Genomic DNA, 26,858 nt, shown 5'->3' with positions numbered 1-26,858 from the left:
GTAAGCACACAAATGCCGCCCCGAGCGTCCCCGCCGCGATCCGGCCGGTCCTCATCCGGCAGGAATGAAAAGAGGTTCTAGGCTTCCGGGGTGAGAGTTCCCCGCGTGCGCACCGAGACCGGGCAGGTCGTGACCCTGCTGTTCACCCCGGACGAGGTCGAGGTGCACGAGGTGCGGCCGGCCCGGCAGCAGGCGGCCAAGCTGGGCGCGGGCGGGCTGATCCTGGCGGCCGGCCTCGCTCTGGTCGCCACCACCGTGGGTCTCGTGCTCTGGATCGTCTGCGCCGTGCTGCTGGCCGTGAGCGCCGCCGGGCTGATCTGGTGGCTGATCGAGGGCGCCCGCGAACGTGACCGGGGCCCGGCCGCCACCATCACGCCCGCGTCGGTGCTCAGCGCGGACAGCAAGACTGACAACGGCGAGGTGACGGTCACCCTGCGGCAGGCGCTCGGGCCCGACCGTACCTTCGCCGCCGTCGGCCACAGCGGGGCTTTGCTGTCGGCGCAGTTCGGCCGCTTGCTGGCTCCCTAACGATCGGCGTCGATCAGGCTCTGCGGGCGCATGTCGGTCCAGTTGGTGTTGACGTAATCGACGCACTCCGGCCGCGGCGCGGGGCCGTGGACCGTACGCCAGCCCGCCGGGACCTCGGCGAAGACCGGCCACAGGCTGTGCTGGTTCTCGTCGTTGACCAGCACCAGGAAGGCGCCGTCGGCGTTGTCGAACGGGTTGGTGCTCATCGGTTCTCCTCGGGGTTGTCGCTGACGTGGGCCGCCAGCTCTTGCAATGCGTCGAACCAGCCGCGGGCCAGGGCGCCGGCCGACTCCTCGGTCAGGACGGCCGACGGCCAGGCCCAGGTGGCGGTGAGTTGGGGGCCGCCGGCGCGGTCCTCGGTCTGGGCGTTGACCACCAGCTCGTACGTCTCCGGCATGCCGTCGTCGGCGCCGTTCTCGGCCGCCTCGGCCTCCGGCGCGTACTCCCAGTCGACGGTCTCGGGGAAGTCGAACCGGCCCATGTAGTTGAACTGGATCGGCGGGTGCGGCAGAGCCGCCAGCTGCGGGCCGGTCGCGGGGTTGAGGTAGCGCAGCATCCCGTATCCCATACCGTTGTCGGGCAGAGAAGCCAAATTCCCGCGTACGCGTTCCACAGCGGCAGCCACGGCCGGTCCCCCGCCCTCGACGTCGATGCCGGACGTGTCGAGGCAGACCGGGAAGATGTTGGTGAACCAGCCGACCGTGCCGGACAGGTCGGCCCCGGCCACCAGATGCTCCTCGCGGCCGTGTCCTTCCAGGGCCACCAGTACGGCGTCCCCGCCCCGCCAGCGCGTGACGGCCACGCCGAGCGCGCCCAGCAGCACGTCGTTGATGGTCGCGCCGAGCGCCGCGGGCACCCGGGTGAGCAGCGCCTCGGTGACGTCGACGGGCAGCGCCAGCGACAGGTCGAGCAGCGTAGCGGCGACATCGACCGAGGGGTCGAGGGGGCGGCGTACGGGCAGGGGTTGGCCCTTGCCGACGATCTCGGTCCACATGGGCAGCTCGGCGACGCGGGCCGGGTCGAGGGCCTGAGCGGCCAGGCCGGTCGCCCAGCGGCGGAACGAGGTCGCCGTGGGGGTGATGTCGGGGGTGCGGCCGGCCACGGCGTCCCGCCAGAACGCGCCCAGCTCGGGCAGCAGGACCCGCCACGAGACGCCGTCGACGGCCAGGTGGTGCACCAGCAGCAGAAGCCGTCCGGGCGCGGAGGGTCCGGCGTCGAACCACACCGCCCGGATCATCGTCCCGGTCGCCGGATCGAGTCCGGCCTGGGCGATCTTCGCTTGCGTGGCCACCGCTTCCCACATGTTGCGGCCGGTCACGTCGACCCGCGTGGTCCAGTCTTCGGCCCGCGACGAGCCCGCCGGGAGAACTTCGGCGATCCAGTCCCCGGCGTTCGCGTTGCCGGCGGTTTCGTTGCCGGCGTTCGCTTTCGGCGGGGTCAGGCGGGCGCGCAGCATGTCGTGTTTGTCGGCCAGCGCCTGCAGGGCGGTCAGTAGCGGCTCCCAGCCGAGGTTGGCCGGCACCTGCACGACCGCGGACTGGTTGAAGCCCCGGGTCGGCCCGTCGACCTCGCTGAGCCAGCGCATCACCGGCGTCAGCGGGAAGGCGCCGATGCCGTCGCCCGCCCGGTCCTCCGACGGCACGGCCGCCGTGGCGACCAGAGCGAGACTTTCCACCGTACGTTCGGCGAAGATCTGCCTCGGCGTGACCCGCAGCCCGGCCGCGCGGGCCAGCCCGACCAGCCGCATGGCCACGATGCTGTCCCCGCCGAGCAGGAAGAAGTCCGTCTCGGCGTCGACCGCGGGCACACCCAGCGCGGTAGCGAAGACATCGGCCAGGGTGCGCTCACGCTCGCTCTCGGGCGCCCGGCCCTCACCCGCCGCCGCCACCTGCGGTGCGGGCAACGCGGCTCGGTTGATCTTGCCGTTGGCCAGCGTGGGCAGCCGATCGAGGCGGATCAGGGCCGACGGAACCATGTAGTCGGGCAGCTCGTCGGCGATGGACTTCCGCAGCGCGTCAAGGTCGAAATTCTCCGGGGCCACCACGTAACCGGCAAGCAGGTGCACCCCCGGCCGGTCGGCGCGGGCGAGAACCACAGCCTCGGCCACCCCCGGCCGGGCGGCCAGCACCGACTCGATCTCGCCCAGCTCGACCCGGTAGCCCCGGATCTTGATCTGCTCGTCGACCCGGCCCAGATACTCGACCTGACCCTGCTCGGTCCAGCGCACCAGGTCGCCCGTGCGGTACATGCGGCTTCCGGCTGGCCCGTACGGGTCGGGGACGAACCGCTCGGCGGTCTGCCCCGGACGGCCAAGATAGCCGCGCGCCAGCCCTTCCCCGGCCACGTATAGCTCACCCGCGATCCCAGTCGGCACGGGCCGCAGCGCGTTGTCGAGCACATAAGCACGAGCCCCGCCGACAGCGCGCCCGATCACCGGCGCCGGGGAGTCCGCGATCCGCGCCGACAGCGCGTCCACGGTGGCCTCGGTCGGCCCGTACAGGTTGAAGGCCTCGGTCCCCGGCAGGCTGCCGAGGCGAGCCCACAGAGCCGGCGGGATCGCCTCACCGCCGACACCGACCACCGCGAGCGGGCAGCGGCCGTCGCGGATGAGCCCGGCCTCGGCCACCTGCGCGAAGTGCGACGGGGTGAGCTCGATGAAGTCGATGCCCTCGTCACGGATCTGCCGGGCCAGCCGCTCGGGGTCACGCTGGGTCTGCTCGTCCACGATGTGCAGGGCGTGGCCGTCGAGCAGCCACAGCTGCGGCTGCCAGGACGCGTCGAAGGCGAACGACCAGGCGTGCCCGACCCGCAGGTGGCGACGTCCGGTGCGGACTTGGGCGGGCCGGTGCAGCTGCTCGCGGTGGCTCCGGAACAGGTTGACCAGGTTGCGGTGGGTGACCACCACACCCTTGGGCCGCCCGGTCGAGCCGGAGGTGTAAATGACGTACGCCGGGTGCTGGGCCTTGGCCGGCCGAACCCGCTCGTCGTCGCCGATGTTGTGCCCCGGCTGCGTGATCACGGCCGCGTCATCCACGCGCAGGCCGTCGACGCCCACCACCAGCAGCGGCCGGGCGTCCTCAATCATGGCTTCGCGACGAGCTTTCGGGTACGCGGGATCGATCGGCAGATAGGCGGCCCCACTCTTGAGGACGGCCAAGATAGCCGCGATGGCGTCCGCCGTACGCGGCATAGCCAGCGCAACGACGTCCTCCGGCCCGGCCCCCCGAGACACAAGCAGCCGAGCAAGCTTGTTGGCGCGCTGGTTCAGCTCGGCAAACGTCCAGCGCACGCCCCCGCACACAACCGCGAGCTCATCCGGCGATTCGGCCGCCTGCCGTTCAAAGATCTGCGCGATCGTCAGGTCCTCACCGACCGCGGGCGCCGGCAGGTTCCAGCCCGCACGGTCCTCGACGCCTTCCCCGCCGTTCACTTCCGCCACCGACCGAGCGAAGCCGTTCACCTCGTCCCCGGACTGAGCGAAGCCGTTCACCTCGCCCCCGGACTGAGCGAAGCCGCTCGTTTCGACCGCAGGATGAGCGAAGCCGTCCGTTTCAACCGTCGACTGAGCGAAGCCGTCCGCTTTGACCCCAGACTGAGCGAAGCCGTCCGTTTCAACCGCAGGATGAGCGAAGCCGTCGGTTTCAACCACCGACTGAGCGAAGCCGTCCGTTTCGGCGGCGGACTGAGCGAAGCCGTTCGTTTCGGCGGCGGACTGAGCGAAGCCGTTCGTTTCGGCGGCCGGGTGAGCGGGGCCGGGTACCAGATCGAGGCGGCCGATCGGGCGCGTCGGGTCGGTCGCGAAGGCCGTGAGCACCGTGGTGAGCGCCGTGACGATCCGGGTCGCGACCGGGGCCGGGAACAGGTCGGGGCGGTGCTCGAGGCCCACCCGTAGCTGCTCGCCGGGGTCGATCACCCAGGTCAGCGGGTAGTGCGTGGCGTCGCGGCCGCCGGCCTCGGCCGCGTCCTCGAAGCCATCTTCGGAGCGGTCGGGGTAGTTTTCGACGATCAGCAGGGTGTCGAACAGCTCCCCGGCGCCGGCCAGGCGCTGGATGTCGGCCAGGCCCAGGTACTGGTGGTCGAGCAGGGAGGACTGTTCTTCCTGCACGCGGTCCAGCAGGTTGAGCACCGCTTCGGCCGGGTCCAGCTTGACCCGTACCGGAACGGTGTTGATAAAAAGGCCGATCATGCGCTCGACGCCCGGCAGCTGCGCCGGCCGGCCCGAGACGGTCGCGCCGAAGACGACGTCGTCGCGGCCGGTGAGGCGACCCAGCACGATGCTCCACGCCGCCTGCACCAACGTGTTGAGAGTGAGGCCACGTGAACGGGCCAGCGCGGTGAGGGCCGTGGTCACGTCGGCCGGCAGTTCCTGCTCGATCAGCCACGGCACGAGCGGCTCGCGCTGCGGGTCGGCCGGGGCGAGCCGGGTGGCGTCCACGACCCCGTCGAGCGCGGTGCGCCACGCCTCCTCGGCGGCGGTGCGGTCCTGGGCGGCCAGCCAGGCGACGAAGTCGCGGTAGGGCACGGGATCGGCGTCGGTGGTGCCCGCATAGAGGGCGGCCAGCTGGTCCATGAGCGGGCCGCGCGACCACCCGTCGAGCAGCATGTGCTGGTGGGTGAGCACGAGGCGGTAGCCGTTACGCGTACGCACGAGCATCATCCGCAGCAGCGGGGCGACGGCCGGGTCGAAGCGGCGCCCCTCCTCGGCGAGGCACTGCTGCCAGGCTTCGTCGGTCTCGCGCTCGTCCAGCTTCGAGAGATCCGCTTCGGACCACGGGAGTGCGGCGGCGCGAGCCACCACGGCCACCGGACGGCCCGAGCCGAGCTGGTGGAACGAGGCCCGCAGGTTGGCGTGCCGCTGCAGCAGGGCTTGGGCCGCCGCCCGCAGCCGGTTGGGCTCGATGGACGAGGGCAGGTCGAACACCATCTGGACGGTGTAGAGGTCGAGCCCGCCGTCGTCGAACGAGGCGTGGAACAGAAGACCGGCCTGCAGCGGGGAGAGCGGAAGCACCTCGGCCACGTCGATGCCGAGCCCCGCGATCTCGGCCGTCTCGGCGTCGGTCAGCTCGATCAGCGAGCCCTCGCCGGCCTCAGCCGTGAATGCGGCCCCGGCCGCGGCGGCCAACGCGGCCGGCGTACGCAGCTGGAAGATCTGCCGCAGCGTGAGCGACAGCCCCGCTGCCCGCGCTCGCCCCGCCAGCTGGATCGAGATGATGCTGTCGCCGCCCAGCCGGAAGAAGTCGTCGTCGACGCCCACGGTCGGCACGCTCAGCACTTCGGCGAAGAGGTCACACAGCAGCTGCTCCCGCGGGTTGCGCGCAGCCGCACCACCCGAGGCGGCGGCGAAGTCGGGCGCCGGCAGCGCGGCCCGATCAAGCTTCCCGTTGACCGACACCGGCAGCGCGTCCAGCCGAACAGAAGCCGACGGCACCATGTGATCCGGCAACACCCGCCGAAGCGCCGGCTCATCAACGGCTTTACTGCCGATGACGTACGCCACCAGATGCGCCACACCCGGCCGGTCTTCGCGAAGCAGAACGACCGCCGTGTCGATGCCGGCCTGAGCCGTGAGGGCAGCCTCGATCTCGCCGAGCTCAACCCGAAGCCCGCGAATCTTCACCTGCCCATCGCCGCGCCCCAAGAACTCGAGGACCCCCGGTGCCACCCAGCGAACCAGATCCCCGGTGCGGTACATCCGCTCGCCCGGCCCCCCGAACGGATCAGCCACGAACCGCTCAGCCGTCAGCCCCGGCCGCCCCCGATAGCCACGGGCCAGCTGAACACCGGAGAGATAGAGCTCCCCCGGCACCCCAACCGGCACGGGCCGCAGAAAGGCGTCAAGAACAGTGACGCGGGTGTTCCAGACCGGCCCACCAATGGGCACAGTGCTCCGTCCGACCCCGCCCGACGCCTCAGCCACCCCGGAGCCGACGCCGACGGACTCCTCCGCCCCGCGCCCAACCAGCTCCGAGATGACGCCAACGGACTCCTCCGCCTTGCGCCCAACCGGCTCCGACGTGGCGCCAAAGGACGCCGCCACTTCACCCGCGCCGGGCCCGGCTCGCCATGAGGTCACGTCGACCGAGGCCTCAGTAGGCCCGTAGAGGTTGTGCAGCTCGGCGTTCGGCAGCAGCTCCCGGAAACGCTCGGCGAGGGCCGACGGCAGAGCTTCCCCGCTACAGATAACCCGGCGAAGCGAGGTGCAGGCAGCCGCGGCTGGCTCGCCCAGGAAGGCGGCGAGCATGGACGGCACGAAGTGGACCGTCGTCACGCGTTCGCGCTGGATCAGCTCCGCCAGGTAGGCCGGGTCGCGGTGCCCGTCGGCCCGAGCCACCACAAGCGAGGCCCCGGTGATGAGCGGCCAGAAAAACTCCCACACCGACACGTCAAACCCAGCCGGCGTCTTCTGCAACACCCGATCATCCGCGGTTAACCCATACTCAGCCTGCATCCACCGCAACCGATTGACGATGCCCGCGTGCTCAACCGCCACACCTTTGGGCTTCCCGGTAGACCCCGACGTATAGATCACATACGCCACATCCCGCGGCCCCGGCAGAGCAGTCATCGATTTGCGCGAACCACTCACGTCCTGCACGGCGTTGAGCGAACCGCTCACTTGTTGCGCGACAATGAGCGAATCGCTCACCTGCTGCGCGACGTTGAGCGAGCCGCTCACCTGCTGCTCGACGTTGAGCGAATCGCTCACCTGTTGCTCGGTATTGAGCGAATCGCTCGCACGTTGCGCGACGTTGAGCGAACCACTCACGTCCTGCTCGGCGCTGAGCGAACCGTTCACCTGTTGCTCGGTGTCGAGCGAATCGCTCGCACGTTGCGCGACGTTGAGCGAACCGTTCACCTGTTGCGCGACGTTGAGCGAACCGTTCACCTGTTGCTCGGTGTCGAGCGAACCGTTCACCTGCTGCTCGACGTTGAGCGAATCGCTCGCATGTTGCTCGACGTTGAGCGAAGTGCTTGTGGCGGTTGGCTCGATGACTGGGCCGTCGAAGAGGGTGGGGTCGGTGGCGATCAGGGCGACCGGCTGGGCGTCGGCGAGCATGGAGTCGAGGCGGGCCCGCGGGTGGTCGAGGTCGAGAGGCAGGTAGGCGGCGCCGGACTTTTCGACGGCGTGGATGGCGACGACCAGGTCCACCGAGCGCGGCAGGGCGATCGCCACGACCGTCTCGGGACCGGCGCCGACGGCGGCGAGCACGTGGGCGAGGTGGTCGGTGCGTTCGTCCAGCTCGCGGTAGGTCAGGGTGGTTCCGTTGGGGCCGGTCAGGGCGACGGCGTCCGGTGTGGCGGCGGCCTGCTCGGTCAGCAGCTCCGGCAGCGTCGTGGCGGGTGTCTCGACGATCAGGCCCTGGCCGCCCGCGGGCAGAGCGGGGAGCAGGCCGATCCGGCCTACGGGGGCGTCCAGGCCGGTGGCGAGCGCGTCGACGATGTTTTTCAGGGCGTCGGCCAGGCGGGCGGCGTGGGCGTCCTCGAACAAGTCCGAGCGGTATTCGACGGCCAGGCGCAGTGTGGCGCCGGGCTCGGCGATCAGCGTCAGCGGGTAGTGCGTGGCGTCGTGGCCGTCGGTGCCGGTGATGGGCAGGCCGCCGTCGTCGCCGTCGTCCTCGTTGTCGGGGTAGTTCTCGAACACCAGCAGCGTGTCGAATAGCTCGCCGCCGCCGGCCGCCCGCTGGATGTCGCTCAGGCTGAGGTATTGGTGCTCCATGAGCGCGGACTGCTCGTCCTGCAGACGCTCGAGCAGTGTGCGCACCGATTCCTCGGCGCGCAGCCGAACCCGTACCGGAACGGTGTTGATGAACAGCCCGATCATGTCCTCCACGCCGGGCAGCTGAGCGGGACGGCCGGACACCGTAGCCCCGAACACCACGTCATCGCGCCCGGTGAGCCGGGCCAGCAACAGTGCCCAAGCCGCCTGCACCACAGTGTTGAGCGTCAGGCCACGAGCCCGGGCCAGCGCCGTCAGCGCAGCCGTCCGCTCTTCGCTCAGCGCAACCTCAACGACCGATGGCGCAAGCGCTGCCAGCTGCCCCTCAACCGGCGCAACCCGCGTCGGTTCCGCGAGCCCTCGCAACGCGGAAGCCCAAGTCTGCTCAGCCACCCGCCGGTCCTGCCCAGCCAGCCAGGCCAGGTAGTCCCGATAAGGCCGAACACTCGACGGCGCGTCCAACGACCGATAGAGCGCCGACAACTCGCTCATCAACGGCCCACGCGACCACCCATCCAACAACAGGTGGTGCATCGTGATCACCAGCCGATGCTCCGCAGGCCCAGTCCGAGCAAGCGCGAACCGCACGAGCGGCCCGACTGCCGGATCAAACCGCCGCCCCTGCTCCGCGAGCAACTGCTCCCAGGCCTGATCGTCCCCGGTTACGTCGGCTTCGGTCCAGAACAGGTTGGGTGAAGTCGGGATGACGCTTACGGCGGTGCCGGAGGTGAGGTTGTGGAACGAGGCGGCCAGGTTGCCGTGGCGGTTCAGCAAGGCCTGGGCGGCCTCGCGTAGGCGGGCGGGGTCGATCTGGCCGGTCAGGTTGAGGACCATGCGGACGGTGTAGACGTCGGGGCCGGCGTCGTCGAGCAGGGTGTGGAATAGCAGGCCGCTCTGCAAGGGGGAGAGCGGCAGCACCTCGCGGGCCTCGCCGGGTAGCGCGGCCAACTCGCGGCGGTCGGCGTCGGTGAGGGTGACCAGCGACAGGGCCGCGGGTACGGCGTCGGCGGTCGAGACCGTGCCGGCCACGGCTACCAGGCGGGCCGGTGTGCGGTTCTGGAAGACCTGGCGCGGGGTGAGGACCAGGCCGGCGGCTCGGGCTCGGCCGACCAGCTGCATCGACATGATGCTGTCGCCGCCCAGGGCGAAGAAGTCGTCGTCGATGCCGACCGATGCGACACCCAGCACGTCGGCGAAGACGTCGCACAGCAGCTTCTCGCGCGGGGTGCGCGGTTGGCGGCCGCCCGCGGCCGAGCCGAACTCGGGGGCGGGCAGCGCGTTCCGGTCGAGCTTGCCGTTGACCGACACCGGCAGCGCGTCCAGCCGTACGAACGCCGAAGGCACCATGTAGTCGGGCAGCACCGCGGCCACTCCGGCGCGCAGATCAAAACTCGACGCGACGGGGTCGGCGCCGCCAGCCCGCTGCGCATCCACGCCCAAGCCGTCGAGCCGCTGCGCGCCCGGGTAGAAACCCTCCGAGCGCTGGGCATTCGCGTCGGTGGCGGAGTCACGGCCTACGACGTACGCGACGATGCGCTTGACGCCGTTGTCGGTGCGGAGCACGACGGCGGCCTGGTCGACGCCGGGCTGGCGGGCCACCACGGCCTCGATCTCGCCCAGCTCGACCCGGAAGCCGCGGATCTTCACCTGGTGGTCGGCCCGCCCGACGAACTCCAGCGCGCCGGAAGCATTCCACCGCACCAGGTCGCCCGTGCGGTACATGCGGCTCCCGGCGGGACCGAACGGATCGGGCAGGAAACGCTCGGCGGTCAGGCCGGGCCGGTTGAGGTAGCCGCGCGCCAGCCCCAGCCCGCCCAGGTACAGCTCCCCCACCGTCCCCGGCGGCACGGGATTGAGGCCGCTGTCCAGCACGTACGCGGTCTGGCCGGGATCCGGGAAGCCGATCGGCACACTGCCGTCCACCGTCGGCGGCACCTGGTACAGCGTGGCGTTGACGCTGGTCTCGGTTGGGCCGTAGCAATTGAACATGCGCCGCCCGGTGGCGAAACGCTCGACCAGCCGGGCCGGCACTTCCTCGGTGCCGACCATCAGCGTGATGCCCTGCGGCAGTTCCACGCCGGCCGGCAGCGCGCCCAGCACCGAAGGCGGCAGCGCGACCTGCGTGATCTCCTGCTTGGTCAGGTAGTCGACCAGCGGCGCACCGGGCACGCGCAGCCCGGCCGGCACCACGATCAGGGTGCCGCCCGACAGCAGCGCCCAGCACAGTTCCCAGTACGCGAGGTCGAAGCTGGGCGACGCGAACAGCGGGCTGCGTGTGGTCTCGTCGAGCCCGAGCCGCCGCTGCTGGGTGGCGAGCAGCTTGGCCGCGCCCTCGTGGGTCATCACGACGCCCTTGGGCCGGCCGGTCGACCCCGAGGTGTAGATGACGTACGCGGCGTCGAGCAGGCCCGGCTCCGTGGGAACAGCGTCGCCGTCCGAGGCCACGTCGATCACGGGCAGCCCGCCGGGAACCGCCGTATGCGACACGACACAGACCGGCCGCGCGTCCTCGATCATGTAGGCGAGCCGGTCGGCCGGATAGTCCAGGTCGAGCGCCAGATAGGCCGCACCCGACCGGAGCACGCCCACCAACGCCGTGACCAGGTCGGTCGACCGCGGCAGCGCCACCGCGACGACATCCCCCGGCCCCACCCCACGGGCGGCCAGCGCCCGCGCCAACCGGGCCGAGCGCGCGTCCAACTCGGCGTAGCTGACCTGTTCGTCGCCGAGCACGACGGCCGTGTGCCCGGGAAACTCCGCGGCCATCTCGGCGAACCGCTGCGGGAACGTCGTCAGCGAGATCCCCTCGACGCTGCCCGCCCACTCTCCCAGCACGGTCGCGCGCTCGGCCGGGTCGAGCAGGCTGATCCGCCCGACCGGCACGGCCGGGTCAGCGGCGAACGCCTCGAGGATGCGGGTGAGCCGGCCCAGCAGCGCCGACGCCTGCGACGAAGGCACGACATCGGCGCGGTAGCGGATCTCCAGCCCGATCCGGTCGCCGGGGTCGGCGATCAGCACGAGCGGGTAGTGCGTGGCGTCCTGGTCGTCGATCTGGGTGACGCTCAGCCCGGGCACCGGGTCGCCGTCGTCGCTGGGGTAGCTCTCGAACACGGTCAGCGTGTCGAACAGTTCGCCCTGCCCGGCCAGCCGCTGGATGTCGGCCAGTCCCAGGTATTGGTGCTCGATGAGGGCGGCCTGCTCGTCCTGCAGGCGCCGGAGCAGCGTGCTCACCGACTCCTCGGGCCGCACCTGGACCCGTACCGGAACGGTATTGATGAACAGCCCGATCATCGACTCGACCCCGGGCAGTTGCGGCGGACGGCCCGAGACGGTGGCGCCGAAGACGACGTCGTCGCGCCCGATCGTGCGGGCCAGCAGCAGCCCCCACGCCGCCTGCACAACGGTGTTCAGAGTCAGACCGTGCGACCGGGCCAGCCCGGTGAGGCGAGCGCTCAACGACGAGTCGAGCACGGTTCCCACCGGATCGGGCACGCCGGCCGAGGTCGAGGCCGGAGCGATGCGGGTCGGCTCGTCCAGCCCGGCCAAGGCCTGCCGCCACGCTTCGGCGGCCGCCTTCTTGTCCCATTTGGACAACCAGGCCAGGTATGCCTTGTAGGGCGCCACCGGCGGCAGCGATCCCGGTCGCGAGTACAGGTCGAGCAGTTCCTTCACCATCAGCGGCGCCGACCACCCGTCGAGCAGGATGTGGTGGTGGGCGATGGTGAGCCGGTGGTGCTCCGGGCCGAGCCGCACGAGCATCATGCGCACGAGCGGCGGCCGGGCCATGTCGAAGCGCTGCTGCCGATCCTCCTCGACCAGGCGCTCAGCCTCCGCTACCGAGGACACATCGTGAATGGTCCAAGGCAGCCGCGCCCGCGTGGGGATCGCCGCGACCGTGGTTCCCTTGGCCGTACGCCGGAAACCCGCCCGCAGATTCGCGTGCCGGTCCAGCAACGCCTGCCCGGCCGCCTGCAGCCGCGAGGGGTCGAGCGGCCCGGCGAGTTCGAGGGTCATCGAGACGGTGTAGACGTCCGGCGCATCGCCGTCGTAGAGGGCGTGGAACAGCAGGCCCTCCTGCAGCGGCGTCAGCGGCAGGACATCCTCGAGCCCGGACTTCTTGGCGGTCACTGCGTCTCCCACGAGGCGTCGAGGTCGGCGAACTCGGCCTCGAAACTGTCGATGTCGTCCTGGCTGAGCGAGACCAGGTCAAGGTCGGACGGCGTGTGCCCGCCCGCGTCCTGCTCGGCCGCCAGCGACCGCAGCGCAGCCCGCCAGCGGTCGGCCAGCTCGTGCACCCGCTCGCCGCTGAGCAGGCCGCGCGGCCAGGTGAAGGTGGCGTTGAGGCGGGGACCGTCGGCGTGGTCCTCCGCGGTGGCGTTGATTTCCAACGGATAGTCGGCCGGCATCGCGTCGTCGGCGCCGCCGCCCCACCCCTCGCCGGCGGGTTGCCAGGGCGCGTCGGCGGCATCCCCGGCCGCGAATCGGCCGAGGTAGTTGAAACCGATCAACTGCTTTCCCCGTACGGCGTCCAGGCGCAGCAGTCCGAAGCCGATCCCGTTGTCCGGCACCGCCCGCAGCCGTTCCTTCACGACTTTGAGAGCGTCGCCGCCGTCTTCGAGCCCGAGGTCCAGGCGCACCGGATATTCGGTGGTGAACCAGCCGACCGTACGGGAAAGGTCCGCCCCCTCGACCAGGTGCTCCTCGCGGCCGTGGCCCTCGAGCATGATGAGCCCGCCGCCGTTCCAGCCGCGCAACGCGAGAGCCAGCCCGCTCAGCAGCACGTCGTTGACGGTGGCGTGGAAGGCGACCGGCACGCTGGTCAGCAGCGGAGCCGTCTCCTCGGGCGGCAGGATCAGAGCGAATACCTCGCTGGTGCCGACCGTGTCCCGCGCCGGGTCGAGCGCCCGCTCGGTGAAGGCCGGGACGTCCAGAACCTCTTCCCAGTACGGTGTCTGGGCCGTCGTGCGGGGGTCGGCCGCCAGCCGCTCGAGCTCCCGAGCCCAGCGACGGAACGAGGTGCCGCCCCGCTCCAGCGCCTTCCCCTCCCAAGCCGCTTCCAGGTCGGGCAGCAGGATCCGCCACGAGACACCGTCGACCGCGAGATGGTGAATGACGAGCAGCACGTGCCCCGGGTTCAGCAGCACCGCCTGCAGCAGCACGCCGGCGGCCGGATCGAGCCGATCGCGGGCGGCCGCGGCAATCGCCGGCAAACTGCTTTCCTCGTATGCCTGCTCGGTGACAACCTCGATCGGGGCACCCGGCTCGGGAATGTCGACGCCGTCGGCCGTGATACGGGCCCGCAGCAGATCATGCCGGTCGACCACCGCCTGCAGCACCTCGGTCAGCCGCGCGGCGGTGAGCCCGTCCGGGGCGCGCAGCAGCATCGACTGGCTGTAGCCACGAATCGGTCCGTCCACATCGAACAGCCACCGCATCACCGGCGTCAACGGCGCCTTCCCCCACGCCTCGCTCGGGTCCTCGACCACCACCGGTTCGACGGCGACCTCGCGGGTCAGCGCCTCCGGAGTCTTGTGGCGGAACACGTCGCGCGGGCTGATGGCCAGACCGGCCGCCCGGGCCCGGCTGACCAGCTGGATCGAGACGATGCTGTCGCCGCCGAGCGCGAAGAAGTCATCATCCGCACCCACCTGCGGCAGCCCGAGGACCTCGGCGAACAGGTCGCACAGCAGCTGCTCGCGCGTGTTGGACGCCGAACGGCCGTTCGACAGGGCGGAGAAGTCGGGATCCGGCAGAGCCGCCACATCGAGCTTGCCCGCCACCGTCCGCGGCAGCGCGTCGACCGGGACGTAGGCCGCCGGAACCATGTAGTCCGGCAGGACACCCCTTACGTCGTTGTAGGAACCGACGGTGTAGGCCACCAACCGTCCGTCGCGCACGACGACAGCGGCCTGTCCGCCCAGGGCGGCCTCGATCTCGCCCAGCTCGATCCGGAAGCCGCGCACCTTCACCTGGCCGTCGGCGCGCCCGGCGAACTCCAGCGCCCCTGCCCGGTTCCACCGAGCCAGGTCACCGGTGCGGTACATCCGGCCGGGACCGTACGGGTCGGCCACGAACCGTTCCGCCGTCAGCCCGGCCCGGTTGAGGTAGCCGTCGGCCAGCCCGGCCCCGGCCACATAGAGCTCACCCAGAACACCCGGCGGCACCGGCTGCAGCGCGTCGTCCAGCAGGTAGGTCCGCACGTTGTCGAGCTGATACGGCGTACGGGAAGGGCCGTGCCAGCCGTACGCGTCGACGGACGACTCGGTCGGCCCGTACAGGTCGTAGCAGTCGAGACCCGGCACGGCGCAGATCTGAGCCCACAGCTGTGGATCGATGGCCTCACCACCGACCAGCATGGTGCTGAGCCCCGCCTCGAGCACCCCGGCCGGGATCAGCTGACGCAGGTAAGTGGGCGTCACGTCGAGTACGTCCACGCCGTGCCGGCGCACGTACCCGATCAGTGCCTCTCCGTCGCGGTACTCGTCGTCGTCCAGCACGTGCAGTGTGTGCCCGGCGAACATCCAGAGCATCGGCTCCCACGAGCCGTCGAACGTGAACGAGGCGGCGTGGGCGGCCTGGCGACCGGCGCCCTTCATCAGGCGGCTGCGATGCGTGGCGAGCAGGTTCACGATGCCGCGGTGCGGCACCACCACGCCCTTGGGCCGCCCGGTCGATCCCGAGGTGAAGATGACGTACGCGGGATCGCCCGCCAGTGGCGCGGCCGGGGTTCCCGTCGGCCCGTCGAACAACCTCGGATCGTCCAGCAGCAGCCGATCCGGGCCCTCGGGCACCACGCGGCCGGCTGTAGTCAGCACCAGAGCGGGCCGAGCGTCGTCGAACATCGCGGCAATGCGCTCGGGCGGCTGGTGGGCGTCGTCCAGAGGCAGGTACGCGGCGCCGCTCTTGAGCACGCCGAGGATCGCGGGCACGGTGAGCGGGCGTGGCGTGGCCAGCGCGACCAGGTCACCCCGGCCGATCCCCCGCCCGGCCAGCATGGCGGCGAGCCGGTCCGACCACTCGTCCAGCTCGGCGAACGTCCACTCGCGGCCGCTCGAGACCAGAGCCCGGCCGTCGCGGATCGCCTGCTTCCAAGCGTCGACGATGCTGCCGCCGGCGACCTGTGTTTCCGGCGCGGAAAGCAGACGGGACCGCTCCTCCGCGCTGAGGACGTCGATCCGGCTGAGCGACAGCGCGGGGTCGGCGGCCAGAATCCGTTGCAGGCGCTCGACGAACGTCCGGGCGGTGTCGGCGTCGAACAGATCGGTGGCGAACTCGAGGGTGCCGTCGATGCCGCCGCCGGGCGCGTCGGTGAAGTCGAAGGACAGGTCGAACATGGCCGCGCGATGCCCGACCGGCTCGGGCCGCCCGTCCAGGTCGCCCAGCCGCCAGGTGTCACCACCGCCGGGCAGGTAGGACACCATCGTCTGGAACAGCGGATGCCGGCCCAGCGACCGCACCGGGTTGATCGCCTCGACCAGGTGCTCGAACGGCACGTCCTGACGGTCGAAGGCGGCCAGATCGATCTCGCGCACCCGGGACAGCAACTCCCGGAACGACGGGTCGCCCGACGTGTCCGTGCGCAGAACGAGCGTGTTGACGAAGAAGCCGACCACGTCGTCGACGGCCGCGTCCGGGCGGCCCGCAACCGGCGAGCCGAGCGGAATGTCCGTGCCCGCACCGAGTTTGGTCAGCAGCGCGGCCACGGCGGCCTGCACGACCATGAACAGGCTGGTTCCGGTGCCGCGGGACAGGGCGCGCAGGCGTTCGGCGACCGGGCCGGGAACGGCGAATTCCACGAGCTCGCCCCGGTGACTGGCCTCGGCCGGTCGGGGCCGGTCGGACGGGAGCTCCAGCTCCTCGGGCAGCCCGGCCAACGCCGTACGCCAGCCCTCGATCTGCTCGTCGAGCGCCAGATCCCGTTGCCACAGAGCGAAATCGGCGTACTGCACCGGAAGCGGCGGGAACTGCGGCGCGCGGCCGGCTCGGCGGGCCTCGTACGCGGTGGCGAGCTCGGCCCGCAGCGGCTCCTCCGACCACTCGTCTCCGGCGACGTGGTGCAGCAGCAGGAGCAGCACGTGCTCGCCGGGCGCGACCGCGTACACGTCGACCCGCAGCGGCGCCTCGCGGTCGAGCTCGAAGGTGTGCTCGGCCGCGGAGTCGTCGAACGGCCCGTCGTGGAAGGCCACCGGCACCGCCGAGGCGTCGAGCAGGTGCTGGTACGGCGTCCCGTCCACCTCGGGGAAGACGGTGCGCAGCGTCTCGTGCCGGTCGGCCATGTCGCGGACGGCCGCCACCAGCGCGGTGCGGTCGAGGTCGCCGCGCAGCCGCCAGGCGATCGGGATGTTGTAGGTCGGGTTCGGCCCCTCGAGCTTGTACTGGAACCACAACCGTTGCTGCGCATACGAAAGCGGCACGCGAGCCGGCCGCTCCTGCCGCACCAGCGGCGTCCGCGTCGACCCGGTCAGCGACGGCGCCAGCGAGGCCACCGTCGGAGCATCGAACACGGCGCGCACCGGCAGATCGACGCCCAGCACCGCCCGTACCCGCCCCGCAAGACGCATGACGAGCAGCGAGTGCCCGCCCAGGGCGAAGAAGTCGTCGTCGATGCTGACCGAAGGCAGCCCCAGCACCTCGGCGAACAGATCACACAGCTGCTGCTCCCGGGTGTTCCGGGCCGCCCGCCCGCTCGACAGACCGGAGAAGTCCGGGTCCGGCAGCGCGGCCACATCCAGCTTGCCCGCCACCGTCCGCGGCAGCGAGTCGACCGGGACGTAGGCCGCCGGGACCATGTAGTCCGGCAGGACACCGCGTACGTCGTTGTAGGAACCGACGGTGTAGGCCACCAACCGCCCGTCGCGCACGACGACCGCCGACTGGCCGCCCAAGGCGGCCTCGATCTCGCCCAGCTCGATCCGGAAGCCGCGGACCTTCACCTGACCGTCGGCGCGCCCGGCGAACTCCAGGGCGCCCGCCCGGTTCCAGCGAGCGAGGTCACCGGTGCGGTACATCCGGCCGGGACCGTACGGGTCGGCCACGAACCGCTCCGCCGTCAGCCCGGCCCGGTTCAGATAGCCCTGCGCGAGCCCTTCCCCAGCCACGTAAAGCTCGCCGAGGACGCCGGGCGGCACCGGCTGCAGCGCGTCGTCCAGCAGATAGGTCCGCACGTTGTCGAGCTGATACGGCGTACGGGGAAGGCCGTGCCAGCCATAGGCATCCACCGACGCCTCGGTCGGCCCATAGAGGTCGTGACAGGCCAGGCCCGGTACGGCACACACCTGCGCCCACAGCTGCGGATCGATCGCCTCGCCCCCGACCAGCAGCACGCTCAACCCCGCCTCGAGCACCCCGGCCGGGATCAGCTCGCGCAGGTAGGTCGGCGTCACGTCGAGCACGTCGACGCGTTGCGAGCGCAGCAACGGCACGAGGGCCGCCGCGTCCCGGTATTCGTCATCGTCCAGCACGTGCAGCGCGTGTCCGTCGAGCAGCCAGATAAGCGGCTCCCAGGACCCGTCGAAGGTGAACGAGGCGACGTGCGCGACCCGCCGCTTGGGCCCCGGCATGAGCGTGCGGCGGTGGCTGGCGAACAGGTTGGCGATGCCCCGGTGCGGCACCACGACACCCTTGGGCCGGCCGGTCGAGCCCGAGGTGTAGATGACGTACGCGGGGTCGAGCGGGTCGATCCGGCGCGGTGGCAAAGGTTTGGCGGCCGGGGCGGCGTCACCGACCACCACGCGAGCGCCGCTCCAGGCCAGGTCGGAACCGGCGGTCGTCACGAGCAGGGCCGGCTTGGCGTCGTCGAGCATGGCCGCGATCCGGGCCGACGGCTGGTACGCGTCGAGCGGCAGATAGGCCGCGCCCGCCTTGAGCACGCCGAGCAGCGCCGGCACGGTGAGCGGGCGTGCGGTGGCCAGCGCGACCAGGTCGCCCGGCCCGACGCCGTGCGCGGCCAAGCTTCCGGCCAGGCGCGAGCTCCAGTCGTCCAGCTCGGCGAAGGTCCACGACCGGCCGTTGGAAACCAGCGCGCTCGCCTCGGGAGTCGCTGCCACCTGAGCCGCGAAGAGCTCGACGATGGTGCCCGCAGGCGTTTCCGTTGCTTCGAAACTGAGGAGGCGGGCCCGCTCGGCCGGATCGAGCACGTCGGTGCGGCCGATCGGCGCCGACGGGTCGGCCGCCATCGCGGCGAGCACGCGGCCCAGCCGGGCGACCAGGGTCTCGGCCGAGTCGCGGTTCCAGCGGTCGGTGGCGTATTCGAGTTCGCCCCGTACACCGTCCCGGGTCTCGAAGAAGTCGAAGGACAGGTCGAACATGGCGACCTGCTGGCGTACGTGCTCGGTCTCGACCCGCAGCCGCCCGAGGTGCCAGGCCCGGTCGGCCTCGCCGAGGTACGACACCATCGTCTGGAACAGCGGGTGCCGGCCCAGCGACCGCACCGGATTGATCGCCTCGACCAGGTGCTCGAACGGCACGTCCTGCCGGTCGAAGGCGGCCAAGTCAGTCTCGCGCACCCGTCCCAGCAGCTCCCGGAACGACGGGTCACCCGACGTGTCCGTGCGTAGAACGAGCGTGTTGACGAAGAAGCCGACCAGATCGTCCACGGCCTGATCGGGCCGCCCGGCGACCGGCGAGCCGAGCGGAATGTCCGTGCCCGCACCGAGTTTCGTCAGCAACACCGCCACCGCGGCCTGCACGACCATGAACATCGACGTGCCGGTCGACCGGGCCAGATCCCGCAGCTGCGCGGTCACATCGGCCGGCAGGTCGTACCGGACCACGTCGCCGTGATAACTGGCCGCGGCCGGGCGGGGACGATCGGCCGGCAGCTCGAGTTCTTCCGGCAGCCCGGACAGCGCCGTACGCCAGCCCTCGATCTGCTCGTCGAGCGCCAGATCGCGTTGCCACAGCGCGAAATCGGCGTGCTGCACCGGCAGCGGCGCCAGCGCGGGAGCGTAACCGGCGCAGCGGGAGGTGTAGGCGGCCACCAGATCCCGGCGCAGCGGCACGTCCGACCACTCGTCGCCGGCGATGTGGTGCATCAGCAGGAGCAGCACGTGCTCGTCGGGCCCGAGCCGGAAGAGCCGCACCTGCAACGGCGGCTCCGCATCGAGCTTGAAGCCGTACTCCCCGATCTCGGCCAAGCGGCCGGCGAGATCGGCTTCGGCGATGTCCTCGACCGGGATCGGCAGCGACTCGGCGGGCAGAATCCGTTGGTACGAGCCGTCCTCGTCCTCGGCGAAGACCGTGCGCAGCGTCTCGTGCCGGGCGACCACATCGCCTACGGCAGCCGCCAGGGCGTCGCGGTCGAGGGCGCCGCGCAGCCGCCAAGCGATCGGCATGTTGTAGGTCGGGTTCGGGCCCTCCAGGCGGTAGAGGAACCAGAGCCGTTGCTGGGCATAGGACAACGGGATCCGCGCCGGCCGTTCCGCACGCACCAGCGGCGCCCGCGTCGAGCCGGTCAGCGACGGCGACAGCCCGGCCACGGTCGGAGTGTCGAACACCGCGCGCACGGGGAGCTCGACCCCGAGCACCGCGCGCACCCGGCTCGCCAGCCGCATGACGAGCAGCGAGTGCCCGCCCAGCGCGAAGAAGTCGTCGTCGATGCCCACGGTGGGCAGGCCCAGCACCTCGGCGAACAGGTCACACAGCTGCTGCTCGCGGGTGTTCCGGGCGGCCCGGCCGCCGCTCAGGACGGAGAAGTCCGGATCGGGCAGAGCGGCCACGTCGAGCTTGCCGGCCACCGTCCGCGGCAGCGCGTCGACCTCGACGAAGGCCGCCGGAACCATGTAGTCCGGCAGCACGCCGCGCACATCCTTGGGCGTGCCGACGGTATAGGCCACCAGACGCCCGTCGCGCACGACCACGGCGGCCTGACCGCCCAGCGCGGCCTCGATCTCCCCCAGCTCGATACGGAATCCGCGCACCTTCACCTGGGCGTCGGCCCGGCCCGCGAACTGCAGCACGCCGTCAGAGGTCCATCGGGCCAGATCGCCTGTGCGGTACATCCGCGCGCCCGCTGGACCGAAGGGGTCGGCCACGAAGCGTTCCGCCGTCAGCCCGGCCCGGTTGAGGTAGCCGTGCGCCAGCCCCTCCCCCGCCACATAAAGCTCACCGAGCACCCCCACCGGCACCGGCCGCAGCGCCGCGTCGAGCAGGTAGGTGCGCACGTTGGCCAGCCGGTAGGGTTCCCGCGCCGGGCCGTGCCAGCCGTAGGCGTCCATCGAGGCCTCGGTCGGCCCGTACAGGTCGTGGCAAGCCAAACCCGGAACCGCGCAGACCTGGGCCCACAGCTGCGGATCGATCGCCTCGCCACCGACCAGAAGGACGCTCAGGCCCGCGTCGAGCACCCCGGCCGGGATGAGCTCACGCAGATAGGTCGGCGTCACGTCGAGCACGTCGATGCCGTGCTTCCGCAGGTGCCCGACCGTAGCCCCCGCATCCCGGTACACGTCGGCGTCCAGCACGTCCACGGTGTGCCCGGCCAGCATCCACAACAGCGGCTCCCACGAAGCGTCGAAGGTGAACGACGTCGTGTGCGCGGCGCGGCGGTGCGGGCCGGCCATCAGGGAAGCGCGGTGGCCGCCGAGCAGGTTCACGATGCCCCGGTGCGGCACGACGACACCCTTGGGACGCCCGGTCGACCCGGAGGTGAAGATGACGTACGCCGGATCGTCGGGCCCGGCCGTTTCGTGCTCGACGGGCGTACCCATCAGCAGTTCGGTCAGCCGTTCGCCCGCCCAACCCGGCGCGGGATCCGCCCCTACGGTCAGCAGCAGAGCCGGTTCCGCGTCGGCCAGCATCCCGGCGATCCGCTCGGCCGGCTGCTCCGGGTCCAGCGGCAGATAGGCCGCCCCCGCCCGCAGAACACCGAAGATCGCCGGCACGGTCAGGGCCCGCGGCAACGCCAGCGCCACCCGGTCGCCCCGGCCGACGCCCCGCGCGCGCAGCGTTCCGGCCAGCCCGGCCGCCCAGGCTTCCAGTTCCCCGTACGTCCATACCCGGTCCGAGGTCTTCAGGGCGACCGCATCCGGCGTGCGCACGGCCAGATCCGCGAGCACCCCGCTGATCGTCGTGTCCGCAGTCGGGGCGGCCGTGTCGTTCCAGCCGCGCAGGATCGTCTCCCGCTCCCCCGGCGCGAGCACGCTGATCCGGCCCAACGGACTGTCCGGCGCGTCACACAGCGCGGTCAGCACGGTCGTCAGCCGGTCGAGCAGCGTCCCGGCGGCGGCCGCGTCGAACAGGTCGCCGCGGTATTCGAGGTCGAGGTGCAGCCGCTCGCCCGGCCGTGCGGTCAGCGTCAGCGGATAGTGGGCGCAGTCCCGGATCTCGGCCCTGGCCACCCGCAAGTCGCCCGCGTCGGGCAGCGAGGCGCCGAGCGGGTAGTTCTCGAACACGGTCAGCGTGTCGAACAGCTCGCCGTGCCCGGCCAGCCGCTGGATCTCGGCCAGCCCGAGGTGCTGGTGGTCCATGAGCCGGGCCTGACCGTCCTGCAGCCGCCGCAGCGCGTCCACCGCCGGCCGGGCCGGGTCGAGCCCGATCCGGACGGGAATGGTGTTGATGAACAGGCCGATCATCGTGTCCGAGCCGGCCAGGTCGGGCGGCCGCCCGGCCACTGTCGCGCCCACCACCACGTCGTCGCGGCCGGTCAGCGCGCCGGTCACGATGCCCCACGCGCCCTGCACGATGGTGTTCAACGTAAGCCCGCGAGCCCGGCCCAGCGCCACCAGGCGAGCAGTGAGGTCGGCCGGCAGGTCACGCAGGATCCGGTCGGGCACCACGGCCCGGGCCGGCGGCTGCCCGGCGACCAGCGTCGGCCCGTCCAGCCCGGCCAAAGCATCGCGCCAGGCGGTCTCGGCGGCCGGCTTGTCCTGGGCCGCGGTCCAGGCCAGATAGGCCCGGAAGTCGGCCGGTTCCGCCAGCTCGTCGCCGCGGTAGAGAGCAATCAGCTCATCCAGCACGAGCGGCACCGACCAGCCGTCGAGCAGCAGGTGGTGATGGGTGAAGACCAGCCGGTGGCGGTCGGATCCGAGCCGTACGAGGGTCATCCGCAGCAGGGGCGCCTGCGCCGGGTCGAAGCGGCGGCGCAGATCCTCGTCCAGGAAGGCCTGCAGCTCGTCCTCGGTCAGTTCCAGCTCGGCCCAGGGCAGGGCGAGCTGCCGCGGCACGAGCGCGGCGGCCTGGCCGTTGTTGCGGCGGCGGAAGGCGACTCGCAGGTTGGGCCGCCGGTCAAGCAGGGCCTGTCCGGCCGCGCGCAGCCGATCGGCGTCGAGCGGGCCGCACAGGTCGAGCGTCAGCTGTCCGGTGTAGACGTCCGGGCCGTCCGCGGCGAGCTGGGTGTGGAACAGCAGGCCCTCTTGCAGCGGGGTGAGCGGCAGAACGTCGGCCAGGCCGGCGGGCGCGGTCACGAAAGCTCCCATTCGGATTCGAACTCGTCGATCTCGTCCTGGCTCAGCGCGAGCGTGAGGTCGGACGGCGTGAGACCGCCGGCGGCCGGGCCGCGGGCGTGCGCCACCAAGGCCTCGAGCGCGGCGAACCACCCGGCGGCCAAGCGGGCCACCGATTCGTCGCTGATCAGCTCACGCGGGTAGGCCCACGTGACGCCGAGCTCCGGCCCGGCTGCGGTGTCTTGGACGTACGCATTGATTTCCAGGGTGTACGGCGCGACTGGCATGCCGAGGTCGAAGCCGCCGGCGAGGATGCCGTGACCGGCGACCGGCGCCCAGTCCCCGTCGGTCGTCGTGAACCGCCCGAGGTAGTTGAAGCTGATCTGCGGCGCCGCGGAAGCCGCCAGGGAAGACGTGAGATAGCGCAGCATCCCGTAGCCGATGCCGCGATCCGGGATCGCGCGCAGCTGTTCCTTGACCCGCTTGAGCGCGATGCCGGCGGCCGGCCCGCCCGCCAGGGCTTCGGAACGGTCGGCGTCGCCGGGATTCAGCCGCACCGGGAAGACGGTGGTGAACCAGCCCAGGGTCGCGCTCAGGTCGGCCCCCGGCACCACCTGCTCCTCGCGGCCGTGGCCCTCGAGCGCGATCAGCACGGACGGCTCGTCGCTGTCGCGCCACTCGGCCACGGCCAGAGCGAGTGCGGTCAGCAGGACGTCGTTGATGCCGGCGTTGAAGGCGGCGGGGACGCTCGTGATGACCGGCTCGGTGGTCGCGGTCTTCAGCCGTACGGTGTGACGGGCCACCGATTCCAGGTCGTCGACCGGCCGCAACGGGCGCACCGACAGAGCCGGATCGGGCCCGCTCAGGATGCCCTCCCAGAGCGGGGCCTCGCCCGCTCGGTCACCGGCCGCCGAACGCAGGTCGAGCGCCCAGCGGCGGAACGAGGTTCCCGTACGCTCCAAGGCGCCCGAAGTCCAGGCGGTGGCCAGGTCGGCCGGCAGCACGCGCCACGAGACCCCGTCCACGATGCTGTGATGCAGCACCAGCAACAGTTTCCGCTCCGCCTCGAACCACACGGCCTGGGCCATGACACCGCCGAACGGGTCGAGGCGACCGGCTGCCGCCTGCTCCTCGGCCTCGACCGACGCGCCCGGCGCCGCGACCGTGAGCCAGTCGGTGTGCTCGCCGCGCGGCGCGACGCGCAGAACGCGTTCCTCGCGCATCCACCGCGAACGCAGCAGGTCGTGCCGGTCGGCCAGCAGGTCGAGCGTCGACCGCAACCGCTCGGCCGTCGCGCCGATCGGGGTGGTGAGGACGATCGACTGGCTGAACGCCTCGAACGCGCCGCCGGTCTGGTCGAGCCAGTGCAGGATCGGGGTGAACGGCACGTCACCCACGCCGTCGTCGGGTTGCTCGCGAGGCTTGCTGTCCAGCTCGGTGACGATCTCGGCCAGCGCGGCCGGCGTCCGGTGCTCGAACACCTGCCGCGACGTGCAGACCAGGCCGGCCGCGCGGGCCCGCAGCACCAGCTGGATCGAGACGATGCTGTCGCCGCCGAGCGCGAAGAAGTCGTCGTCGATGCCCACGCCGGGCACGCCCAGAACATCCGCGAACAGGTCGCACAGCAGCTGCTCGCGCGCGTTGCGGGCGGCCGTTCCGGTGGCCAGCGCGGCGAAGTCGGGTGCGGGCAGGGCTGCCCGGTCGAGCTTGCCGCTGGTCAGCACGGGCAGCGCGTCGAGCTGCACCCAGCCGGTCGGCACCATGTAGGCCGGCAGCCACGATTCGGCGTGCAGGCGGAGAGCCTTGGTCAGGGCGGCCGGGTCGGTGAAAGCGGCCGGGCTGTTGGCGTGCGGGAAGCCGCCGGGGCGGTAGGCGCCGGTCGGTGGTCCGCCGAGCTGGAACACGACGTCCAGGTCGCCGCGCGCCGAGGAGCCGTCGTAGGTCACCGCCACGTGGTAACCGTGGTCCGCCGCGAGGGCGTGGAACTCCTCCACTGTTCCGGGGCGGCGGGGCACGCCGGTCACGCGCAACCTCTGCGGGCGTTCGGCCAGCAGCTCCGGGCCGCCAAGGCGTTCGGCCGGCGCGGGCTCGGCTTCCACAGTAGACAGCACTACGTCGTATCGGAAACGGCTCAGTTCGTTGTCGTAGGAGCCGCGCTTGACCAGCACCTCGGCCGACGGGAACTCGGGCCGCGTGGTGAAGAAGTCGGGGTCGAGCAGCAGCTCCTTCTCCGCCTTCTCGGCCTCCTCGACGCCGTCCGGTCCGTGGATGCCTTCCAGCAGCTCGCGATGCAGCCGCAGATTCCGTACGTCGCCCACGAACACACGACCGCCGGGCGCCAGCTTGGCGGCGGCCGACCGCAGCACGCCGGCCAGATAGTCGGCGCTCGGGAAGTACTGCGCGACCGAGTTGATGACGACGGTGTCGAAGAAGCCCTCCGGCACGCCACTCAGGTCGTGGGCCGGCTGAGCGCGCAGCTCGACGCCCGGCAGATCCGTGACCGCGCCTCGCAAGGTTTCGATGGCCTCTTCGGAGAGGTCGAGACCCCAGTAGCTTTCGACATCCGGCGCGAGCCGGGACAGCAGAAGGCCGCTGCCGACGCCGATCTCGAGGATCCGCCGCGGTTCCAGCTCCCGGATCCGGGCGACCGTCGCGTCACGCCATTGCCGCATCTCGTCGAGCGGGATGGGCGAGCCGTCGTAGCTCGAGTTCCAGCCGGTGAAGTTCTCGTCGAAGCGTTCCACCCGGCCCGCCTGATAGAGCAGTTCGTGCAGCTCTTTCCACTCGGCGACCTGGGTCTCGGCCTTCTCCTCGGGCGCGGCGTCGGTGGCCGGCACGACGTACGCGGCCAGCCGCTGGTCACGCACCACCACGGCGACCTGCCCGACGCCCGGGTGGCGGGCCAGCACCGACTCGATCTCGCCCAGCTCGATCCGGTAGCCACGCACCTTCACCTGGTCGTCGACCCGGCCCAGGAAGTCGATCCGGCCGTCCTCGCGCCGGCTGGCCAGGTCGCCGGTGCGGTACATGCGCCCGCCGGCCGGCCCGAACGGGTCGGCCAGGAACCGTTCCGCCGTCAGGTCGGGCCGGTTCACATAGCAGCGGGCCAGACCGGGCCCGGCCAGATAGAGCTCACCGGTGACACCAGGGCCGACCGGCCGCAGCTCGCCGTCGAGGATGTACGCCTCGGTGGCCGGGTCGGGCCGGCCGATCGGCACGGACGAGCCCTCGGCGCGGTCCGGGTCGCACTCGCCGAGTGTCGAGTTCACCGTGGCCTCGGTCGGGCCGTACGCGTTGAACATGCGACGGCCGCGGGCCCAGCGGGCGACCAGCTCGGGCGAGACGCGCTCGGTGCCGGCCAGCAGGATGCCCGGCGGCAGCTCGCATTCGGCGGGCAGGGCGGCCAGCAGCGCCGGCGGCAGAATCATGAAGTTGGTGCGGTGCTTCATGGCGTACTCGGTCAGCGCCGTCCCGGCCACCCGGCGCTCGGCCGGCACGATGACCAGGCGGCCGCCGCTGAGCAGGGCCAGGCACAGGTCGAAGAACGCGACGTCGAAGCTGGGCGAGGCGAAGTGCAGCACGCGGATGTCGGGGGTCATGCCGAAGCGCTCGTAGCCGGTGGACATCAGCTTGGCCACGCCGGTGTGGGTGAGCAGAACGCCTTTGGGGCGTCCGGTCGAGCCTGAGGTGTAGATGACGTACGCGGCGTTCTCGACTTTCAGTCCCGGGCGTTCCGGCTCACTTGCCGGGTAACTGGTCGCTTCGCCGATCAGGAGTCGCGGGCCGGCGGGCAGCCGGTCCTCCAGCTCGGGCGTCGTCACCATGCAGACCGGCTTGGCGTCTCCGACCAGGTAAGCGAGGCGTTCGGCAGGGTCGGCCGGGTCGAGCGGCAGATAGGCGCCGCCCGCCTTCATCACGGCCAGCTCGGCCACGATCATGTCGACCGAGCGCGGCACCGCGAGCCCGACCACCTTGTCCGGTCCCACGCCGCGCGCCTGCAGGGCGTGGGCCAGCCGGTTGGCCCGCGCGTCGAGCTCGGCGTAGCTGACCTCGGTGTCCTCGAACACCACGGCCACCGCGTCGGGGTCACGGCGCACGACGGTCGCGAAGACGTCGGGGAACGTGGCCGGCGCGACGGTCAACGGTCCGCCGCTGGTGTGCTCGCCGAGGATCTGCAGCATGAAGTCACTCCCGGTCAGGGTGAAGCGGGCCGGGTGGCACCCGCCACCGGCCTG

At 71.6% G+C, this 26,858-nt stretch carries 5 protein-coding genes; 1 reads left to right on the top strand and 4 read right to left on the bottom strand.

Annotated elements, in window-relative coordinates; genetic code table 11:
• Positions 1-90: 90 nt before the first annotated feature.
• On the top strand, positions 91-528 hold the full coding sequence (locus OWR29_RS02435; RefSeq protein ID WP_267560618.1) for a hypothetical protein: 438 nt from the start codon (positions 91-93) through the stop codon (positions 526-528).
• On the opposite strand, the gene OWR29_RS02430 is transcribed toward OWR29_RS02435, so the two are convergent.
• The 4 genes from OWR29_RS02430 to OWR29_RS02415 are packed head-to-tail and all read right to left on the bottom strand — an operon-like array spanning position 525 to position 26,804.
• A complete protein-coding gene (locus tag OWR29_RS02430) occupies positions 525-734 on the bottom strand; it encodes an MbtH family protein (protein ID WP_267560617.1) in 210 nt (69 codons plus the stop codon). The genes OWR29_RS02435 and OWR29_RS02430 overlap by 4 nt on opposite strands.
• Positions 731-12,373 carry a non-ribosomal peptide synthetase gene (locus tag OWR29_RS02425; RefSeq protein ID WP_267560616.1) on the bottom strand — a complete coding sequence of 3,881 codons (11,643 nt, stop codon included), beginning with the start codon at positions 12,371-12,373 and terminating at the stop codon, positions 731-733. The genes OWR29_RS02430 and OWR29_RS02425 overlap by 4 nt, the downstream gene beginning before the upstream one ends.
• A complete protein-coding gene (locus tag OWR29_RS02420) occupies positions 12,370-22,644 on the bottom strand; it encodes a non-ribosomal peptide synthetase (RefSeq protein WP_267560615.1) in 10,275 nt (3,424 codons plus the stop codon). The genes OWR29_RS02425 and OWR29_RS02420 overlap by 4 nt, the downstream gene beginning before the upstream one ends.
• Positions 22,641-26,804 carry a non-ribosomal peptide synthetase gene (locus tag OWR29_RS02415; protein WP_267560614.1) on the bottom strand — a complete coding sequence of 1,388 codons (4,164 nt, stop codon included), beginning with the start codon at positions 26,802-26,804 and terminating at the stop codon, positions 22,641-22,643. Before OWR29_RS02415 ends, OWR29_RS02420 begins: the two co-directional genes overlap by 4 nt.
• Positions 26,805-26,858 lie beyond the last annotated feature (54 nt).

Origin of the sequence: Paractinoplanes pyxinae (genome assembly GCF_026626335.1) — a bacterium.
In the GTDB taxonomy this organism is placed as follows: domain Bacteria; phylum Actinomycetota; class Actinomycetes; order Mycobacteriales; family Micromonosporaceae; genus Actinoplanes; species Actinoplanes pyxinae.
This window is presented reverse-complemented; position numbering and strand designations above follow the sequence as displayed.

Bases quoted from the DNA above. Each gene is read 5' to 3' on its own strand.
- OWR29_RS02430 (WP_267560617.1), bottom strand. From the start codon at position 734: ATGAGCACCAACCCGTTCGACAACGCCGACGGCGCCTTCCTGGTGCTG.
- OWR29_RS02415 (WP_267560614.1), bottom strand. From the start codon at position 26,804: ATGCTGCAGATCCTCGGCGAGCACACCAGCGGCGGACCGTTGACCGTC.